Annotated in this window: 12 protein-coding genes; 3 read left to right on the top strand and 9 right to left on the bottom strand. The window is 64.1% G+C overall.

Annotation, left to right across the window (positions count from 1 at the left end; all coding sequences use genetic code 11):
- Window positions 1-13: 13 nt before the first annotated feature.
- Together BHK69_RS03230 and BHK69_RS31845 are read right to left on the bottom strand one after the other, a co-directional pair.
- Window positions 14-1,774 carry an ABC transporter permease gene (locus BHK69_RS03230; RefSeq protein ID WP_069688850.1) on the bottom strand — a complete coding sequence of 587 codons (1,761 nt, stop codon included), beginning with the start codon at window positions 1,772-1,774 and terminating at the stop codon, window positions 14-16.
- Between the two features lie 86 nt (window positions 1,775-1,860).
- Window positions 1,861-2,103 (bottom strand): hypothetical protein, encoded by a 243-nt coding sequence (locus BHK69_RS31845; RefSeq protein ID WP_148663308.1) that lies wholly within the window; start codon window positions 2,101-2,103, stop codon window positions 1,861-1,863.
- Window positions 2,104-2,630: 527 nt separating this feature from the next.
- On the opposite strand from BHK69_RS31845, the gene BHK69_RS03225 reads away from it, so the two are divergent.
- Together BHK69_RS03225 and BHK69_RS03220 are read left to right on the top strand one after the other, a co-directional pair.
- Entirely contained in the window at window positions 2,631-3,125 is a 495-nt protein-coding gene (locus BHK69_RS03225) for a L,D-transpeptidase (RefSeq protein ID WP_069693335.1), read from the top strand.
- Between the two features lie 84 nt (window positions 3,126-3,209).
- Window positions 3,210-4,313, top strand: a complete 1,104-nt coding sequence (locus tag BHK69_RS03220) for an IS5 family transposase (RefSeq protein WP_069693334.1) — start codon at window positions 3,210-3,212, stop codon at window positions 4,311-4,313.
- A 218-nt stretch (window positions 4,314-4,531) separates the two neighbouring features.
- Here the strand turns inward: BHK69_RS03220 and BHK69_RS03215 are convergent, their stop codons facing one another.
- From BHK69_RS03215 to BHK69_RS03190, 7 genes are all read right to left on the bottom strand, one after another.
- Complete coding sequence (locus BHK69_RS03215; RefSeq protein WP_083269089.1) at window positions 4,532-5,035, bottom strand: hypothetical protein; 504 nt, start codon at window positions 5,033-5,035, stop codon at window positions 4,532-4,534.
- A 329-nt stretch (window positions 5,036-5,364) separates the two neighbouring features.
- Window positions 5,365-5,490 (bottom strand): ABC transporter, encoded by a 126-nt coding sequence (locus BHK69_RS31840; protein WP_148663307.1) that lies wholly within the window; start codon window positions 5,488-5,490, stop codon window positions 5,365-5,367.
- Window positions 5,491-5,752: 262 nt separating this feature from the next.
- Complete coding sequence (locus BHK69_RS03210; protein ID WP_069688849.1) at window positions 5,753-6,337, bottom strand: protein-S-isoprenylcysteine O-methyltransferase; 585 nt, start codon at window positions 6,335-6,337, stop codon at window positions 5,753-5,755.
- A complete protein-coding gene (locus BHK69_RS03205; RefSeq protein WP_069688848.1) occupies window positions 6,334-7,563 on the bottom strand; it encodes a hypothetical protein in 1,230 nt (409 codons plus the stop codon). Before BHK69_RS03205 ends, BHK69_RS03210 begins: the two co-directional genes overlap by 4 nt.
- A gap of 314 nt (window positions 7,564-7,877) precedes the next feature.
- A complete protein-coding gene (locus BHK69_RS03200) occupies window positions 7,878-8,633 on the bottom strand; it encodes an IclR family transcriptional regulator (protein WP_069688847.1) in 756 nt (251 codons plus the stop codon).
- 563 nt (window positions 8,634-9,196) lie between these two features.
- Complete coding sequence (locus tag BHK69_RS03195; RefSeq protein ID WP_069688846.1) at window positions 9,197-10,579, bottom strand: aldehyde dehydrogenase family protein; 1,383 nt, start codon at window positions 10,577-10,579, stop codon at window positions 9,197-9,199.
- A 14-nt stretch (window positions 10,580-10,593) separates the two neighbouring features.
- Window positions 10,594-12,249, bottom strand: a complete 1,656-nt coding sequence (locus tag BHK69_RS03190; protein ID WP_069688845.1) for an acetolactate synthase large subunit — start codon at window positions 12,247-12,249, stop codon at window positions 10,594-10,596.
- A 256-nt stretch (window positions 12,250-12,505) separates the two neighbouring features.
- Here BHK69_RS03190 and zapE point away from each other — a divergent pair, with 256 nt between their 5' ends.
- Complete coding sequence (gene zapE / locus BHK69_RS03185; RefSeq protein WP_069688844.1) at window positions 12,506-13,684, top strand: cell division protein ZapE; 1,179 nt, start codon at window positions 12,506-12,508, stop codon at window positions 13,682-13,684.
- Window position 13,685 lies beyond the last annotated feature (1 nt).

The following is a 13,685-nucleotide window of genomic DNA, read 5'->3' as shown; positions in this document are numbered from 1 at the left end:
CCAGCGGAAGGGGTCAGTCGAGGCGCAGGCGGCGTTCCGCGAAGACGTAGAGCGGGCGCCAGAGCGTGCGGTTGAACAGGGTGACGAAGAGCGACATCACGGCGATGCCAAGGATGACGCGGGGGAAATCGCCCGTCTCGGTCGCCTTGGCGATATACGAGCCGAGCCCATAGGCTTCGAGCTTGGTATCGCCCCAGCTCACCACCTCGGCGACGATGCTGGCGTTCCACGAGCCGCCCGATGCCGTCAGCGCCCCGGTGACGTAATAGGGGAAGATCCCCGGCAGCATGACGCGCCGCCACCAGGTCCAGGAGCGCAGCTGGTAGACCGAGGAGACCTCGCGCAGATCGGTCGGAAAGGCGCTCGCGCCTGCGATCACGTTGAACAGGATGTACCATTGCGTGCCGAGCACCATCAGAGGCGAGAGCCAGATGTCGGCGTTCGCGCCGGTCGCGACGATGGCGACGACCGCGAAGGGAAACAGCACATTGGCGGGAAAGGCCGCCAGGAACTGCGCGATCGGCTGGACGCGCTCGGCCACGGCCGGCCGCAGGCCGATCCAGACGCCCAGCGGCACCCAGATCAGGCTGGCTACCGCGATGAGCACGATGACCCTGAGCAGAGTGACGAGGCCGCGGCCCAAGGGGTCCCAGACGTCGGACAGGGACAAGCTCTGGCCGACATAGGACACGGCCGTCCAGGCACCCCAAGTGCCGATGGCGATGATCAGGCCGAGCCAGGCATAGTCGACTGCCCGCGTGGTCGCCTGTGCGTCTCGCCTGCGCGCCGGCGCGGCGCGGCGCGTATGCGACAGCCGCACCAGCAGGAGCCGATTCCAGAGCCAGGCGAATGGGGCCGAGAGATATTTGAGCAGACGCGTGCGCCGGATCAGCCCATAGACCCAGGAGTGCGGCTTCTGCTGGCCGGCCGTCTGCTCGAAGCGGAACTTGTCGGCCCAGGCGACGATGGGGCGGAACAGGAGCTGGTCATACAGGCCGATCACGATCGCCATGGCCAGCACCGCCCAGGCGACGGCGGCGAAGTCCTGCTCCTTGATGGCGAGTGCGAGCCAGGAGCCAAGCCCCGGTAATTGGACGGTCGTGTCGCCCACCGTGATCGCCTCGGAGGCGACCACGAAGAACCAGCCGCCCGACATCGACATCATCGTGTTCCAGACCAGGCCCGGCGTCGCAAAGGGAGCCTCCAGCCGCCAGAAACGCTGCCAGGACGAGAGGCCAAAGCCGCGGCTGACTTCGTCGAGATCGCGCGGCACGGTCCTGAGCGACTGGTAGAAGGAAAAGGCCATGTTCCAGGCCTGGCTGGTGAAGATCGCAAAGATCGCGGCGCATTCGGCCCCGAGCTGGCTGCCCGGGAACAGGCCCATGAAGAAGGTGACGGTGAAGGTCAGGAAGCCGAGAACCGGCACCGACTGCAGGATGTCGAGCGCCGGAATGATGATCATCTCGGCGCGCCGGCTCTTGGCGGCGAGTGTCGCGACGACAAAGGTGAAGATCAGCGAGGCGATGATCGCCGCGAACATCCTGAGCGTTGTGCGGAGCGCGTATTCCGGCAACAGGATCGGATCGAGCGCGACCGGTGTGGTGGCAAGGCCCTCCAGCGGCGAGCGCATCCCGGCGGCGCCATGGAACGCCAGCACGGCGACCGCTGCGAGCAGCGAGAAGGCGGCCAGATCGTAGATGTTGGGCAGGATGCGGTTGCGAGTGAGCGCAGCCAGCGCGCTGTGAGCGCCTCGGTCATTTGAGAGAAACACCATGGGTCACCTCGGGCTTCTGTTGCCGGTCGGGCGATCGTGTCGCCGCGATCTCGCATGCAAGGGGGCGGTCGGCTCGACCAAGCGGCTCAAGCCGCCCGGTCGTTCCAGCCGTCACAAGGTCGGGCCTCGTCGAGGGAACCGCTCTCCTGGCTGGCCCAGCGGCATTCCAGGCGACCGGCTGCGTTGAGACGCCATACCGCGACCGGTGTTGGACGCCGTGCGGGATGCAGGCGAACGATCGCGCAGGCGTTCTTGCTGAAACCGATGCCGTCGCCCCGGCCTCGGCTGGAAAGGGCCGCCCGGCTGCGGAAGAGAATGATGTTGCTCATGATCCACCTCCTCGGATCGCTCGAAGCTCCGCCCGCAGGCCTGTACCGAACGTGATCCATGCTGACGGCATGACCTCTCGCCCACGGCCGGGAGCCATGGTCGATCGATCGCTAGGGTCTTCATCCCGGGAAGGGCTGGACCGGTTGTTGCTAAGTCTCTTCGGACCGCGAGCGCGGTGAAGACATGCCCTCTGTGCTCGCGGGGGCATATCCGGTCAATCGGACCATGGGGTCGCGAAATATACGATGGTATAGGAGGGGCTGGGACGCCCTTACAGTCAGGCCGAGCCTGCGCCTTCGCGAGGGACCGGAGCTGGGCAGCCGGCGCTCCAGCCCCCGGGTCTCGAATATTCCAATCCCGGATGGTCGAGCGTTCTGCGGTCCCGGATTGGCGATTCAGGGGAGGGTGCTTGGGCGCTGCCAGCTTCTTGTGCCAGCCCCATCGGCTGGCAATTTCCGGTTGGAAATCCACGGGTTACTGAGTTATGGTGGTCTTGCTGCTCTGCACTGGCTGGGGCTCACAAGAGATGTTGCGGACAAGTCTCGTATTGCTTGCGTTGGCGGTTGCCATGCCGGCCAAAGCCCGCGAAGTCGTTGCCTATAAGGGTGAGGCGGCGGCGGGCGCGATCGTCATCAAGACCAAGGAGCGGCGTCTGTACTGGGTGCGGGGCGATGGCACCGCCATCCGGTACCAGGTCGCCGTCGGAAAGGCCTCCAAGCAATGGCTTGGCGAGGTGCTGGTCGAGGGCAAGCATGTCGAACCTGCCTGGTCGCCGCCCGACGAGATCAAGCGCGACAACCCGAAACTGCCGGACGTCATTCCAGGCGGCTCGCCACGCAACCCGATGGGCGCGCGGGCGCTGACGCTGTCCGGCGGCGGCCAATATGCGATCCATGGCACCAATCGGCCTGAATCCATCGGCACCTTCGCATCCTATGGCTGCTTTCGGATGTTCAACGACGATATCGTCGATCTGTTCGAACGCGTCTCGGTCGGAACCCCGGTCCTGGTCCTGCGCTGATCGCTAGCAGGCTGCTGCAGAAGTCTCTGGCGGGATCGTCTTGGAGATGATTCATTCTGTCTGAGGCAGATGCGGGGTCTTGCGATGCGGGGACGTGAGGATCGGTCGGATAGCCTGTTCAGCTACATCCGGCTGGAAGAGCGGGTTCCTGCGGATCATCCGCTGCGAGCGATCCGGGCTTTGGCGGACGAGGTTCTGGCGGGTCTGAACGGTCGCTTCGAGACGCTGTATTCGCAGATGGGTCGGCCCTCGATCCCACCGGAGATGCTGCTGCGCGCGACGCTGCTGCAGGCGTTCTTCTCGGTTCGCTCCGAGCGGATGCTGATGGAGCAGATCGACTACAATCTGCTGTTCCGGTGGTTCGTCGGGCTTGAGATGGATGCCGCGGTCTGGCACCCGACGGTGTTCACGCACAACCGCGACCGGCTTCTGGAAGCGGATGTGGCCCACACCTTCCTGTCGGGGCTGCTGGCTTTGCGCCAGGTGAAGCAGCTCCTGTCGAGCGACCACTTCTCCGTCGATGGCACGCTGATCGATGCCTGGGCCTCGATGAAGAGCTTCCGGCGCAAGGACGGCTCGGACGAGCCGCCTGGGCCTGGCCGCAACGGCGAGCGCAACTTCCGCAAGGAAAAGCGCTCGAATGTAACCCATGCCTCGACCACCGATCCCGATGCCCGGCTCTATCGCAAGAGCGACGGGCACGAGAGCCGGCTGTGCTTCATAGGCCATGCGCTGATGGAGAACCGCCATGGCCTCGTGGTGGACGCGACGCTGACCCACGCCACCGGCACGGCCGAGCGCGAGGCAACGCTTGCGATGCTCGACCGGCGCGAAAGCCGGCATCGGATCACGTTGGGAGCCGACAAGGCCTACGATGTCGAGGCCTTCGTGGGCGACCTGCGGGCGCGCCAGGTGACGCCGCACATCGCCATCAACGGCGCGGTGTCCAAGACCGGCAAGGTGCGCAAGACCGCCATCGACGGCCGCATCACCCGCCATCCCGGCTACGCGATCAGCCAGCGTTGCCGCAAGCGCATCGAGGAGGTCTTCGGCTGGATCAAGACCCAGGCCGGGCTGGCCAAGGTCAAGGTCCGGTCCCGGACCAAGGCCGAGGCGGTCTTCACCTTCGCAGTTGCCGCCTACAACCTCGTCCGCATCCCCAAGCTTCTAGCCCAGGCGACCGCATGAAGGGCAGCGCCAAGCGGACCAAGCCACGCTCCGGCAGCAGCATCCACCAGAAGACAAGCCGCCGACGCTTCCCAGCTGCGCCAGTCGCTGCCAAAACAGCAAAGACCATCTAAACCAAGAGCCAGAACAGACTTCTTCAGCAGCCTGCTAGAGCGTTTTCGAGCGAACTTGCGCGCCGCCATGACATGGCAGCGCGCGAGGACCGGAAGCGTTCTCGCTTATTGAACGCGATGAGCCGAAAAGGCCGAGTCCGTAACCCTGCTGCGGTTGAGAGACCGCAGGCTGGCGATGTAATCGGCCGGATAGAGCAGGGTGTTGTTGGGCGCCTGCAACCCCATGAACGTCGCGACCTCGCCGACCCATCTGTTGCAGTTATAGAGCACCGCATGCCAGGTCGGAGAGGTCTTCTGCTTGTTCCTGATATAGGCTGCGACGCGGCGATATTGAGCCTCGTTCAAGGGAACCCGGAAGCGCGCCGAGATGTATTCATCTTCGAGATCGCCATCGCTGGGGCCGGTTTCGGCCGGAACAGGCAAAACATGCCCGACGGACCAAAGCTGCGGGCCTTCGCCTGCGGGATGTAGCCCGGCGACCTGATCGGCCGTGACCTGGCCGACCTCGCCCCTGGCGTTCAGCCGGCCATGGACGAGAAAGGTATGGCCATAGCTGAGGGCGTAGCGCGACCGAAATTCCACGAAATACTGGTCGGCCCTCTGGCTCATCTCCCGTCGCGGTACGCGATGCCGGGTTCCGCGGACGGGCGGAGCGTCCTGCGTGGCGGTTATCCGATTCTCGTCAGGGGATGAGAAGCGATCTTGCGCTTGGGTTGGGAGCGGGCCGAAGCCGCAGAACAGGCCTGCAGTGCAGGCTATATAGGCCCAAGAGCGCGCTCGTTGGTTCAGGTCAAACCACACCGCATAACTCCTGCTTTCGCGAGGAACGCATATCGGCACAGCGATCGCTGTCGCCGTATCATCGAATGACCGGAGTCATCGCATATCCAGAATAAGAAAACGGCCGGTTGGACCGGCCGTTTTCTATTGGGCTGGAACTAGCCCTTCGTCACAATCGGTGCAGCAGATGGCGGCGGGGCTTTGCCTTTGCCCTTGCCAAGCGATGCACATCCTCCGACGCCCATCAGCGCAACAGACACGGTCAACACCAGAAGCTTTTTCATTGATTCGCCCTCGTTGAGAACAGTCTAACTATGGATGATAGTCATTCGACTACTAGTGCGGATGCGCAACACCATACCCATTTTCCGTGCCGGACAACGGTCGTGAGGCACGCTGCAGAGTATGCCAGATCGCCTGCGTTTTCAATCACCTAAGCCTAAGAGGTTAAAGTGTTCTGATTTATGGTTTCCGATGAGGCTTAACAGCTACCCTGCAGCGATGAGCTGCATACGCTCCAAAACGCGGCGAAAGCTTTTATGTTCCCTAGCTGATTCTCGGCACGACGCGGCCCGTGCGCGCCATGTAGTCAGCATATTCCGCTCCGAAGGCGTCGAGCATCAAGCGTTCCTCTTGTGCAACGCGAAAGGAATACAGAATGCCGAAACCGACCAGGCCCGACAGGCCGGCGATAAGGTTCGGCAGCAGCAAGGCCTGCGCGACCGCCCAGAGCCAGAAGGCCGAATACATGGGATGCCGGACATAGCGGTAGACGCCTTCGGTGACGAGGCGATGGCTCTCGCGCAGATCCAGCGACACCGACCAGTTGCGGCCGAGCGCGCGATGCGTGAGATGGAACAGGACTAGGGATGCTATCGCGACGACGGCGCCGATCCAGGCCAGCAGCGGCTGGAACTGATAATTCGCAAAGCGCGGAAACCCGGTTGCGACATAGATGAAGGGCAGGAGCCCGAGCCCGGTGAACGAGATCGTCAGCAACACGATCTCCCGCATTCCACGGGCGCTGCGGGAGATCGGCGTGCGCCGCGAGCGCCGCTCATGCGGAATCCGGATGACATACCAGCCGACGGCAAGCAGGACGTAGATCGCCTTCGCGATGGTCAGGGTCATTGCTGGGAGGCCTCTATCGGATTTGCGCTAGCTTGCGTCGACGAGGCCGGGTCGAGAACTCTGCCCTCAGTATCGAATGCGTGCATGGCGCCTTCCTTCAATCGTGCTTGCCGTTCCGCATCGAGCGGCCCGCAGGTGAACATGAAATAGTCGTATGGTGCGCGCCGATCGTTGCCCCTGACGAATTGGCAATGCATCCGGTACCAGTTCCTGCGAATGCGGGGATAGCGCGCCGGGTCGAGCATGCGCCTGATGCTGACGCTGCGGATGAGCGGCGAGTCCGTCTTGGCGAGGCCCATCAACGGCAGCGGATCGCTGCGATAGAAGTTCATCACGTCCGAGCGCGCCTGGTAATCGGCCCAGAACAGTGCGGGGACGGTGCTCAAGCGCGCAACGGCGGCGCGAAGCCGGCTCGCGCCGCGATGGAGCCCGATCTTGAGCACCGAGGAGCCGGCGGAGAGAAACGCGATGCGAGGGCCGCCATTCTGCCGCGCCAACCCGGCCTTGATCGCGCGATCGATCAGATCGATGGCAAGCACGGCTCCGAGACTGTGCCCGATGATCAGGATTTCATCGACGGCGTCGCCCTGCGCCGCCTGCACGATGTCGGTCGCCACGCGCTGCAACCGATCGTCGAGAACGGCATCGCCATGGCGGATGTAGCGGCGCGAGAAAATCCAATCGTCGAGGAGCAGCCCGAGATAGAGCCAGCGCTGCGCTGCATGAAACAGAAGCAGGAAAATGCCGATGCCGGCCCCGATTCCGATCAGGCTGGAGCTGGTCGAGCGCGCCAGAGCCAGCCCACCAGCCAGCGCGAGCAAGCTCAAGACCGCCAGGATCAGGAAGGGATAGAGAAAGAACATCGCATAGCGCCAGCTGGCGCGCAGATATCCCCAGAACGCTCCAGCCAGGATGAAGTCGAAAAACGACAACAGCCCACCGGGAAGGCGCCGCCACATCGGAGCGGCACCCGTCGTCGCGATCACGTCGTCCCAGCGGACCAGGCAGAATTCCGTCTCGCTTTGCCAATTGGCGCCGCGCGTCTGCACCTGCCAGGTCGCCAGATCCTCGCCGATGGTGGGTTCGGAGGCCGTGGCGGACGCCGCCCAGACGCGCTCAAAGCGCCGCAGCTCCCTGACGAACCGACCATGCACAATCTCCGGGCGCGCATGGTCATAGCCACCAATGTGATAGATGCGGCGGCGGAAGACCCTCGCCTCTGTCATCCCCGGCTGTCCCGTCGCCAATGCGTTTCCCGTCCCAATTTTTTGGTAGAGCATTGCGCGAAAAAGCGAGTACCGGTTTTTCGCGCGAGCAATGCTCTCAAACTTTAGAATCGATCACGTTTTTCCGCATTCGAACGATTTCGTTCGAATGCGGCGTGATCTAACAGATAGCCTGTGCTTGCATCAGCAAGCCTCCGTCAAGCGGGTAAGCGCATGTGGACGGCCCAGGCGCGGTGATCTGGGAACGAAGTTCCGGTCGCGAGAGGGCGTGAAAAACAGGGCGCTGACGGGCGGGCTCCAGAGACGGAAAGCGGCTAACCCTGGCCTCCCCGATAGCCGAGCCCCCGCGATATGCCGTCCGCAGCCTCGACGACCTGCTCGGCGACCAAAGCGATCATTTCCGGGGTCAGGCGGGTCGACGGCCCCGAGATTCCGACGGCCGCCTCGACCACGCCATCGGCGCGCCGGATCGGCGCCGCCAGCCCATAGACGGCACCACGCCATTCCCCGAGATTGACGGCATAGCCTTGCAAACGGATCGTCGACAGCTCGTGCTGGAGAGCCTCGAGGCTGTTGACGGTCTTCGGCGTGAAGACGGCGAGATTGCGCCCGATCCCTTCGATGATATGCGCGGGCTGAAACGCAAGAATCGCCTTCCCGATCGCCACTGCATGAGCAGGGGCCTTGCCGCCGATCTGTGAACTGGCATGGAGAAGCTCGGGGCTGTCGATCTTGTCGACATAGATCACATCCGCGCCGGTCAGGACGGAGAGATGCACGGTTTCGCGGGTCCGCAAGGCGAGCTCCGAGAGATGGCGCTGCGCCGCCCGCTTGAGGTCGAGCCGGGACAACAGGCCCACCCCCAATCCCCATAATTTCAAGGACAGCTCATAGCGCCCCGTGGCCGGCTCGCGCGCGAGATATCCTGCAAATTCGAAGGCTTCGAGCGCGCTTTGAACGTTGCTTTCGTTCAATTCCGTCTGCAACGCCAAATCTTCGACGCTCCTCGGCTCAGCGGTCTTGGCCAAGGCTTCAAGAATCATCAGGCCTTTTTGAAGTGTCGTGTCCATCGGTCGGGTTACGAACTCTTAAAATGCCACGGCATTCCAGATATAGGGACGCAATCTCCGCATACGGGCTTGAGTGAATTCTCGCTTGGAACTTACGGCAGCAACACTCCGAAACCTGCCCGAAGCGAGAGTGAAGAGCAAGTGCGCAGGGCCCAGAGCATTGCGCGAAAAGCGGGCGCCGGATTTTCGTGGGAGCAATGCTCTGAACCCCAAGAATCGATCACGTTTTTTCGCATTCGGACGGAACCGTCCGCATGCGACGTGATCGAGAGCATTGCGCGAAAAAGGTACCGGTTTTTCGCATCCGGCTCTCCGTTTCCGACCGAGCGCGGGAGCCCTCTCCTGTAAGGAGAGGGTTGGGTGAGGTGTAGGCCGTTTGACGTTTGGCCGTGACCCCACTGCTGCTCGCAATCGACGGCAACGTTTCCACGTAACTGGTCTAGGGGCCTACACCTCACCCCTGCCCCTCTCCTTACAGGAGAGGGGTTCCCCGCGCTTTTCGGTGCATCAAAGAGTGAGAGCCAAATCAGCATGAAAACCGCTAGCATTTTTGGCACAATGCGCTAGCTCCGGCGCATCAGGATCATCTTCTCCTGCGTCATGTCGCGCATGGTGAAGGGGATGCCGCCGGTGGCGTAGCCGGATTCGCGGCGGCCGGCGAAGGGCATCCAGTCGGTGCGGAAGGTCGTCGGATCATTGATCATGACGGCTGAGGCATCGAGCCGGTTGGCGGCGCGCAAGGCGATGTCGATGTCCTGCGCGAAGATGCTGGCCTGGAAGGCGACCGGCAGGGAATTGGCCCGGGCGATCGCATCGTCGAGATCGCGATAGCGGTAGATCGCGACGGCCGGGCCGAAGATCTCCTCCCGCGAGATGCGTGCCTCCTCGGAAGGATCGACCAGCACGGTCGGCTCCAGCGTCGTCTCGGAGAGCCGCTTGCCGCCGGTCAGCAGCTTGGCGCCGCCCTTCACCGCCTCGTCGATCCAGGAGGCGACGCGGTCGGCTTCCTTCGGCGTGATCAGCGGGCCGACTTCAGTGTCCTTCAGCACGGGATCCCCGGTGCGCAGCTTCTTCACCCGCGCCACGAGCCGCTCGGTGAAGTCGTTGACGATGGAATCATGCACATAGATACGCTGCGTCGACACGCAGACCTGGCCGGCATGGTAGTAGCCGCCCTTCACCATCGGCTCGATGATCGCTTCGAGATTGGCGCTCTTGTCGACGATCGCAGGCGCGACGCCGCCATGCTCCAGCGCCGAGCGCGCGCCATGGGCAAGCTTGCTATGGAGATACCAGCCGACCTTGGCCGAGCCGATGAAGCTGAGGAAGCCGATACGCGGATCGGTCGCGAGTTTTTCGGCAAGCTCGGTCGTTTCGGGGACGAAGCTCTGGCACCAGGCCTCCGGCAGCCCAGCCTCATGCACGAGCGCGACGAAGTCGAGACAGGAGAGCGGCGTCGTGCCCGCCGGCTTGATGATGACCGGGCAGCCGGTGGCGATCGCAGGGGCGACCTGATGCACGATCAGGTTCAGCGGATGGTTGAAGGCCGAGATCGCGGCGACGATGCCGATCGGCTCCTTGGTGGTGAAGGCCCAGCGATCGACAGCGGCCGGCGACAGGCCCATCGGGATCTCGCGGCCACTGAGGTTGCGCAACTCGTCGGCGGCGTTGTGCACGCCGTCGATGGCGCGGGTGACCTCTACGATCGCGTCCGGCAGGGGCTTGCCGCCTTCGCGTGCGATCTGCAAAGCGAGATGGTCGCGCTTGCCCGCGATCAGCCCGGCCAACCGGCGCAGGATCGCCATCCGTTCATGCGGCTTGAGCCAGCCGTCGCGGTTGCGGAAGACGCGCTCGGCCGCCTGGAGCTTGGCTTCCAGGGCGGCCGCGTCGTCGGTCGCGATCTCGGTGATCGGCGCGCGATCGAAGGCCTGTACGACCTGCAGCATGGGTTTTCTCCCGGTCAGGCGAGCTGGATGTCGGGGCTGCGGTTGCGCAGTTCCTCGACAAGCACGCGGGTGTTCTCGGAATAGTCGATCGGGATCTCGACGAGATGGACGCCGCCCCCAGTGAAGGCGGCCTCCAGCGTCGGCACGAGATCTTCGACGGAGGCAACCCGCGAGCCTTTGGCGCCATAGGCTTGCGCATACCGCACGAAATCGGGATTGCCGAAGGTCATTCCGAAATCGGGGAAATTATCGACCGACTGCTTCCAGCGGATCATGCCATAGGCGTTGTCGTTGAGGATGACGACGACGAGGTTGAGGCCGAGCCGGACGGCGGTCTCCATCTCCTGCGAATTCATCATGAAGCCGCCATCGCCGCACACCGCCATGACGCGTCGTTCGGGATAGAGCATCGCCGCCATCATCGCCGAGGGCAGGCCGGCTCCCATCGTCGCCAGCGCATTGTCGAGCAGCAGCGTGTTGGCGACATGGGTGCGGTAGTTCCGGGCGAACCAGATCTTGTACATGCCGTTGTCGAGGCAGACGATGCCGTCCTCCGGCATGACCTGGCGGATGTCGTGGACGATGCGCTGCGGCGTGACCGGAAAGCGATCCTCCTCGGCGCGATCATTGATCCGGGCAAGGATCGTCTGGCGCAGCGCCAGCATCGACGGGTCGGCTTCGAGCTTGCCTTCGAGCCTGTCCGCCAGCCCCGTCACCGTCGCGCCGATATCGCCGATCACCTCGGCGTCGGGATGGTAGACCTGTTCGACATTGGCCGATTGGTAGCCGATATGGATGACCTTCGAGCCGCCGGCGCTTTTCATCAGGAAGGGCGGCTTCTCGATGGTATCGTGACCGATCGCGATGATCAGGTCCGCCTTGTCGACGGCCTGATGGACGTAGTCGCGCTCTGAGAGCGCGGCGGTGCCCATATAGAGGTTCGAGCCACCGGTGACGGCGCCCTTGCCCATCTGCGTGTTGAAGAAGGGCAGGCGCGTGCGCCGCACGAAGGAGGACAGCTCTTCCACGAGGCGTGGCCGGTTTCCGGCTGCGCCGATCATGACGAGCGGGTGCTTGGCGGCCAGGATCATTGCGGCGGCGCGGTCGAGCGCGGTGGCTTGAGCGACCGGGCGCTCCAGCGGGTGGACCGGAATGACCGAGGCATCCGCGATCTCCTCGGCTGCGACATCCTCGGGCAATTCGAGATGGACCGGACCCGGCCGCTCCTCCATCGCGACGCGGAAGGCGTCGCGCACCACGGATGGGATGCTGGCGACGCTGACGATCTGCCGCGTCATCTTGGTCAATGGCTTCATCGAGGCGACGACATCGACGATCTGGAAGCGCGCCTGCTTGGCGGTCATGATCGCCTTCTGGCCGGTGATCAGGATCATCGGCATGGCGCCGAGATGGGCATAGGCCGCCCCGGTCGAGAAATTGAGCGCGCCAGGTCCAAGCGTCGCGATGCAGACGCCGGGTTTGCCGGTCAAGCGGCCATGGGTCGCGGCCATGAAGGCCGCCGCCTGCTCGTGCCGCGTCAGGATCAGCTTGATGCCGGAGGTGCGAAGCGACTCGACGACATCGAGATTCTCCTCGCCCGGCACACCGAAAATGCGGTCGACGCCCTCGTTCTCGAGCGCTTCAACCAGGAGGTCGGAGCCCTTCTTCATCACTGGCCGCCTTTCGCTAAGAGCAATGTCCCATTGGCTGGCTAGGCTAGGCCGTTGTGGTGCGGACGGAAAGCATGGCCGGGAAGGGCTGCCATGCAGCGCGCCGGGTTGCGGGAGCCGCGGGGCTAACGGGTAAGAATTTGCCCGTACTAGCTTGTTCCGGCATGGCTTCGAGCCCCTGCCATGCCGTCACCGGCCTTGCGGCGGGGCCTTGCCTGCCGTAACCGGAAATTCCCTTCCGCCGACGATCCTCGCCATGGCCGCTTCGATTTCAGACCGTTACTTCGCCTTGGTCGAGGCGGGCGCCATCGAGCGCGATCCGGCGCAGGTCGCCGTGGTCAGGCGCCTCGCGGCGCTGGCCGAGGCCCTGGGCGCGCGCCGCCTGGGCAGGAAGAGCAGCGCGCTCGGCTGGCTGCTCGGCGGCAAGCAGGCTTCGACGGAGGCCCCCAAGGGGCTCTACATCTGGGGCTCGGTCGGGCGCGGCAAGACCATGCTGATGGACATGTTCTATGACGCAGCGCCGGTGCCGAAGCGCCGGCGCGTGCATTTCCACGAATTCCTGGCCGACGTGCATTCGCGCATCTTTGCCTACCGGCAGAAGCTCAAGGCCGGCGAGGTCAAGGAGCCCGATCCGATCGCCCCCATCGCGGCCGATCTCGCCGAGGAGGCGAGCCTGCTCTGCTTCGACGAGTTCACGGTCACCGATATCGCCGATGCGATGATCCTCGGCCGGCTGTTCACGGCCCTGTTCGCTGCTGGCGTCGTCGTGGTCGCGACCTCGAATGTCGAGCCGTCGCGGCTCTATGAGGGCGGGCTCAACCGGGCGCTGTTCCTGCCTTTCGTCGCGCTGCTGACCGAGAAGGTCGAGGTGCTCAGGTTGGATGCGCGCACCGATTTCCGCCTGGAGAAGCTCGGGGGCGCGCCGACCTATCACGTCCCGGCCGACGCGGCGGCGCAGGCTGCGCTCGATGAGGCGTTCAGGCGCGTCTCCGGCGTAGCGCATGGCGCGCCGGTGACGCTGTCGGTCAAAGGGCACGACATGCGGATTCCGCAGGCGGCCGGCGGCGTGGCGCGGGCGAGCTTTTCCGACCTCTGCAGCCAGGCCTATGGCGCGTCGGACTATATCGCGCTGGCGCAGCGCTTCCACACGCTGGTGCTCGACGACATCCCGGTGCTGGTGCGGGATCGGCGCAACGAGGCCAAGCGTTTCATCATCCTGATCGACACGCTCTATGAGCACCACGTCAAGCTCGTCGCTTCGGCGGCGGCCGAGCCGCACGAACTCTACAAGGACGGCAATGGCCGCGAGGCCTTCGAGTTCGATCGCACGGTCTCGCGATTGATCGAGATGCGCTCCGACGACTATCTCGCCTTGCCGCATGGCCGCGCCGATTCCGCCGCGAGCGGCGACAGCGGCGGATTGGTGGAAACCTGAG

This window comes from Bosea vaviloviae, assembly GCF_001741865.1.
Lineage (GTDB): Bacteria > Pseudomonadota > Alphaproteobacteria > Rhizobiales > Beijerinckiaceae > Allobosea > Allobosea vaviloviae.
The sequence above is the reverse complement of the archived record's forward strand: the minus strand, read 5'-3'. Positions and strand labels throughout refer to the sequence as shown.

Excerpts from the sequence above, each read along its gene's own strand:
- BHK69_RS03230 (WP_069688850.1), bottom strand. The coding sequence starts at position 1,774 with ATGGTGTTTCTCTCAAATGACCGAGGCGCTCACAGCGCGCTGGCTGCG.
- BHK69_RS31845 (WP_148663308.1), bottom strand. The coding sequence starts at position 2,103 with ATGAGCAACATCATTCTCTTCCGCAGCCGGGCGGCCCTTTCCAGCCGA.
- BHK69_RS03225 (WP_069693335.1), top strand. The coding sequence starts at position 2,631 with ATGTTGCGGACAAGTCTCGTATTGCTTGCGTTGGCGGTTGCCATGCCG.
- BHK69_RS03220 (WP_069693334.1), top strand. The coding sequence starts at position 3,210 with ATGCGGGGACGTGAGGATCGGTCGGATAGCCTGTTCAGCTACATCCGG.
- BHK69_RS03215 (WP_083269089.1), bottom strand. The coding sequence starts at position 5,035 with ATGAGCCAGAGGGCCGACCAGTATTTCGTGGAATTTCGGTCGCGCTAC.
- BHK69_RS31840 (WP_148663307.1), bottom strand. The coding sequence starts at position 5,490 with ATGAAAAAGCTTCTGGTGTTGACCGTGTCTGTTGCGCTGATGGGCGTC.
- BHK69_RS03210 (WP_069688849.1), bottom strand. The coding sequence starts at position 6,337 with ATGACCCTGACCATCGCGAAGGCGATCTACGTCCTGCTTGCCGTCGGC.
- BHK69_RS03205 (WP_069688848.1), bottom strand. The coding sequence starts at position 7,563 with ATGACAGAGGCGAGGGTCTTCCGCCGCCGCATCTATCACATTGGTGGC.
- BHK69_RS03200 (WP_069688847.1), bottom strand. The coding sequence starts at position 8,633 with ATGGACACGACACTTCAAAAAGGCCTGATGATTCTTGAAGCCTTGGCC.
- BHK69_RS03195 (WP_069688846.1), bottom strand. The coding sequence starts at position 10,579 with ATGCTGCAGGTCGTACAGGCCTTCGATCGCGCGCCGATCACCGAGATC.
- BHK69_RS03190 (WP_069688845.1), bottom strand. The coding sequence starts at position 12,249 with ATGAAGAAGGGCTCCGACCTCCTGGTTGAAGCGCTCGAGAACGAGGGC.
- zapE (WP_069688844.1), top strand. The coding sequence starts at position 12,506 with ATGGCCGCTTCGATTTCAGACCGTTACTTCGCCTTGGTCGAGGCGGGC.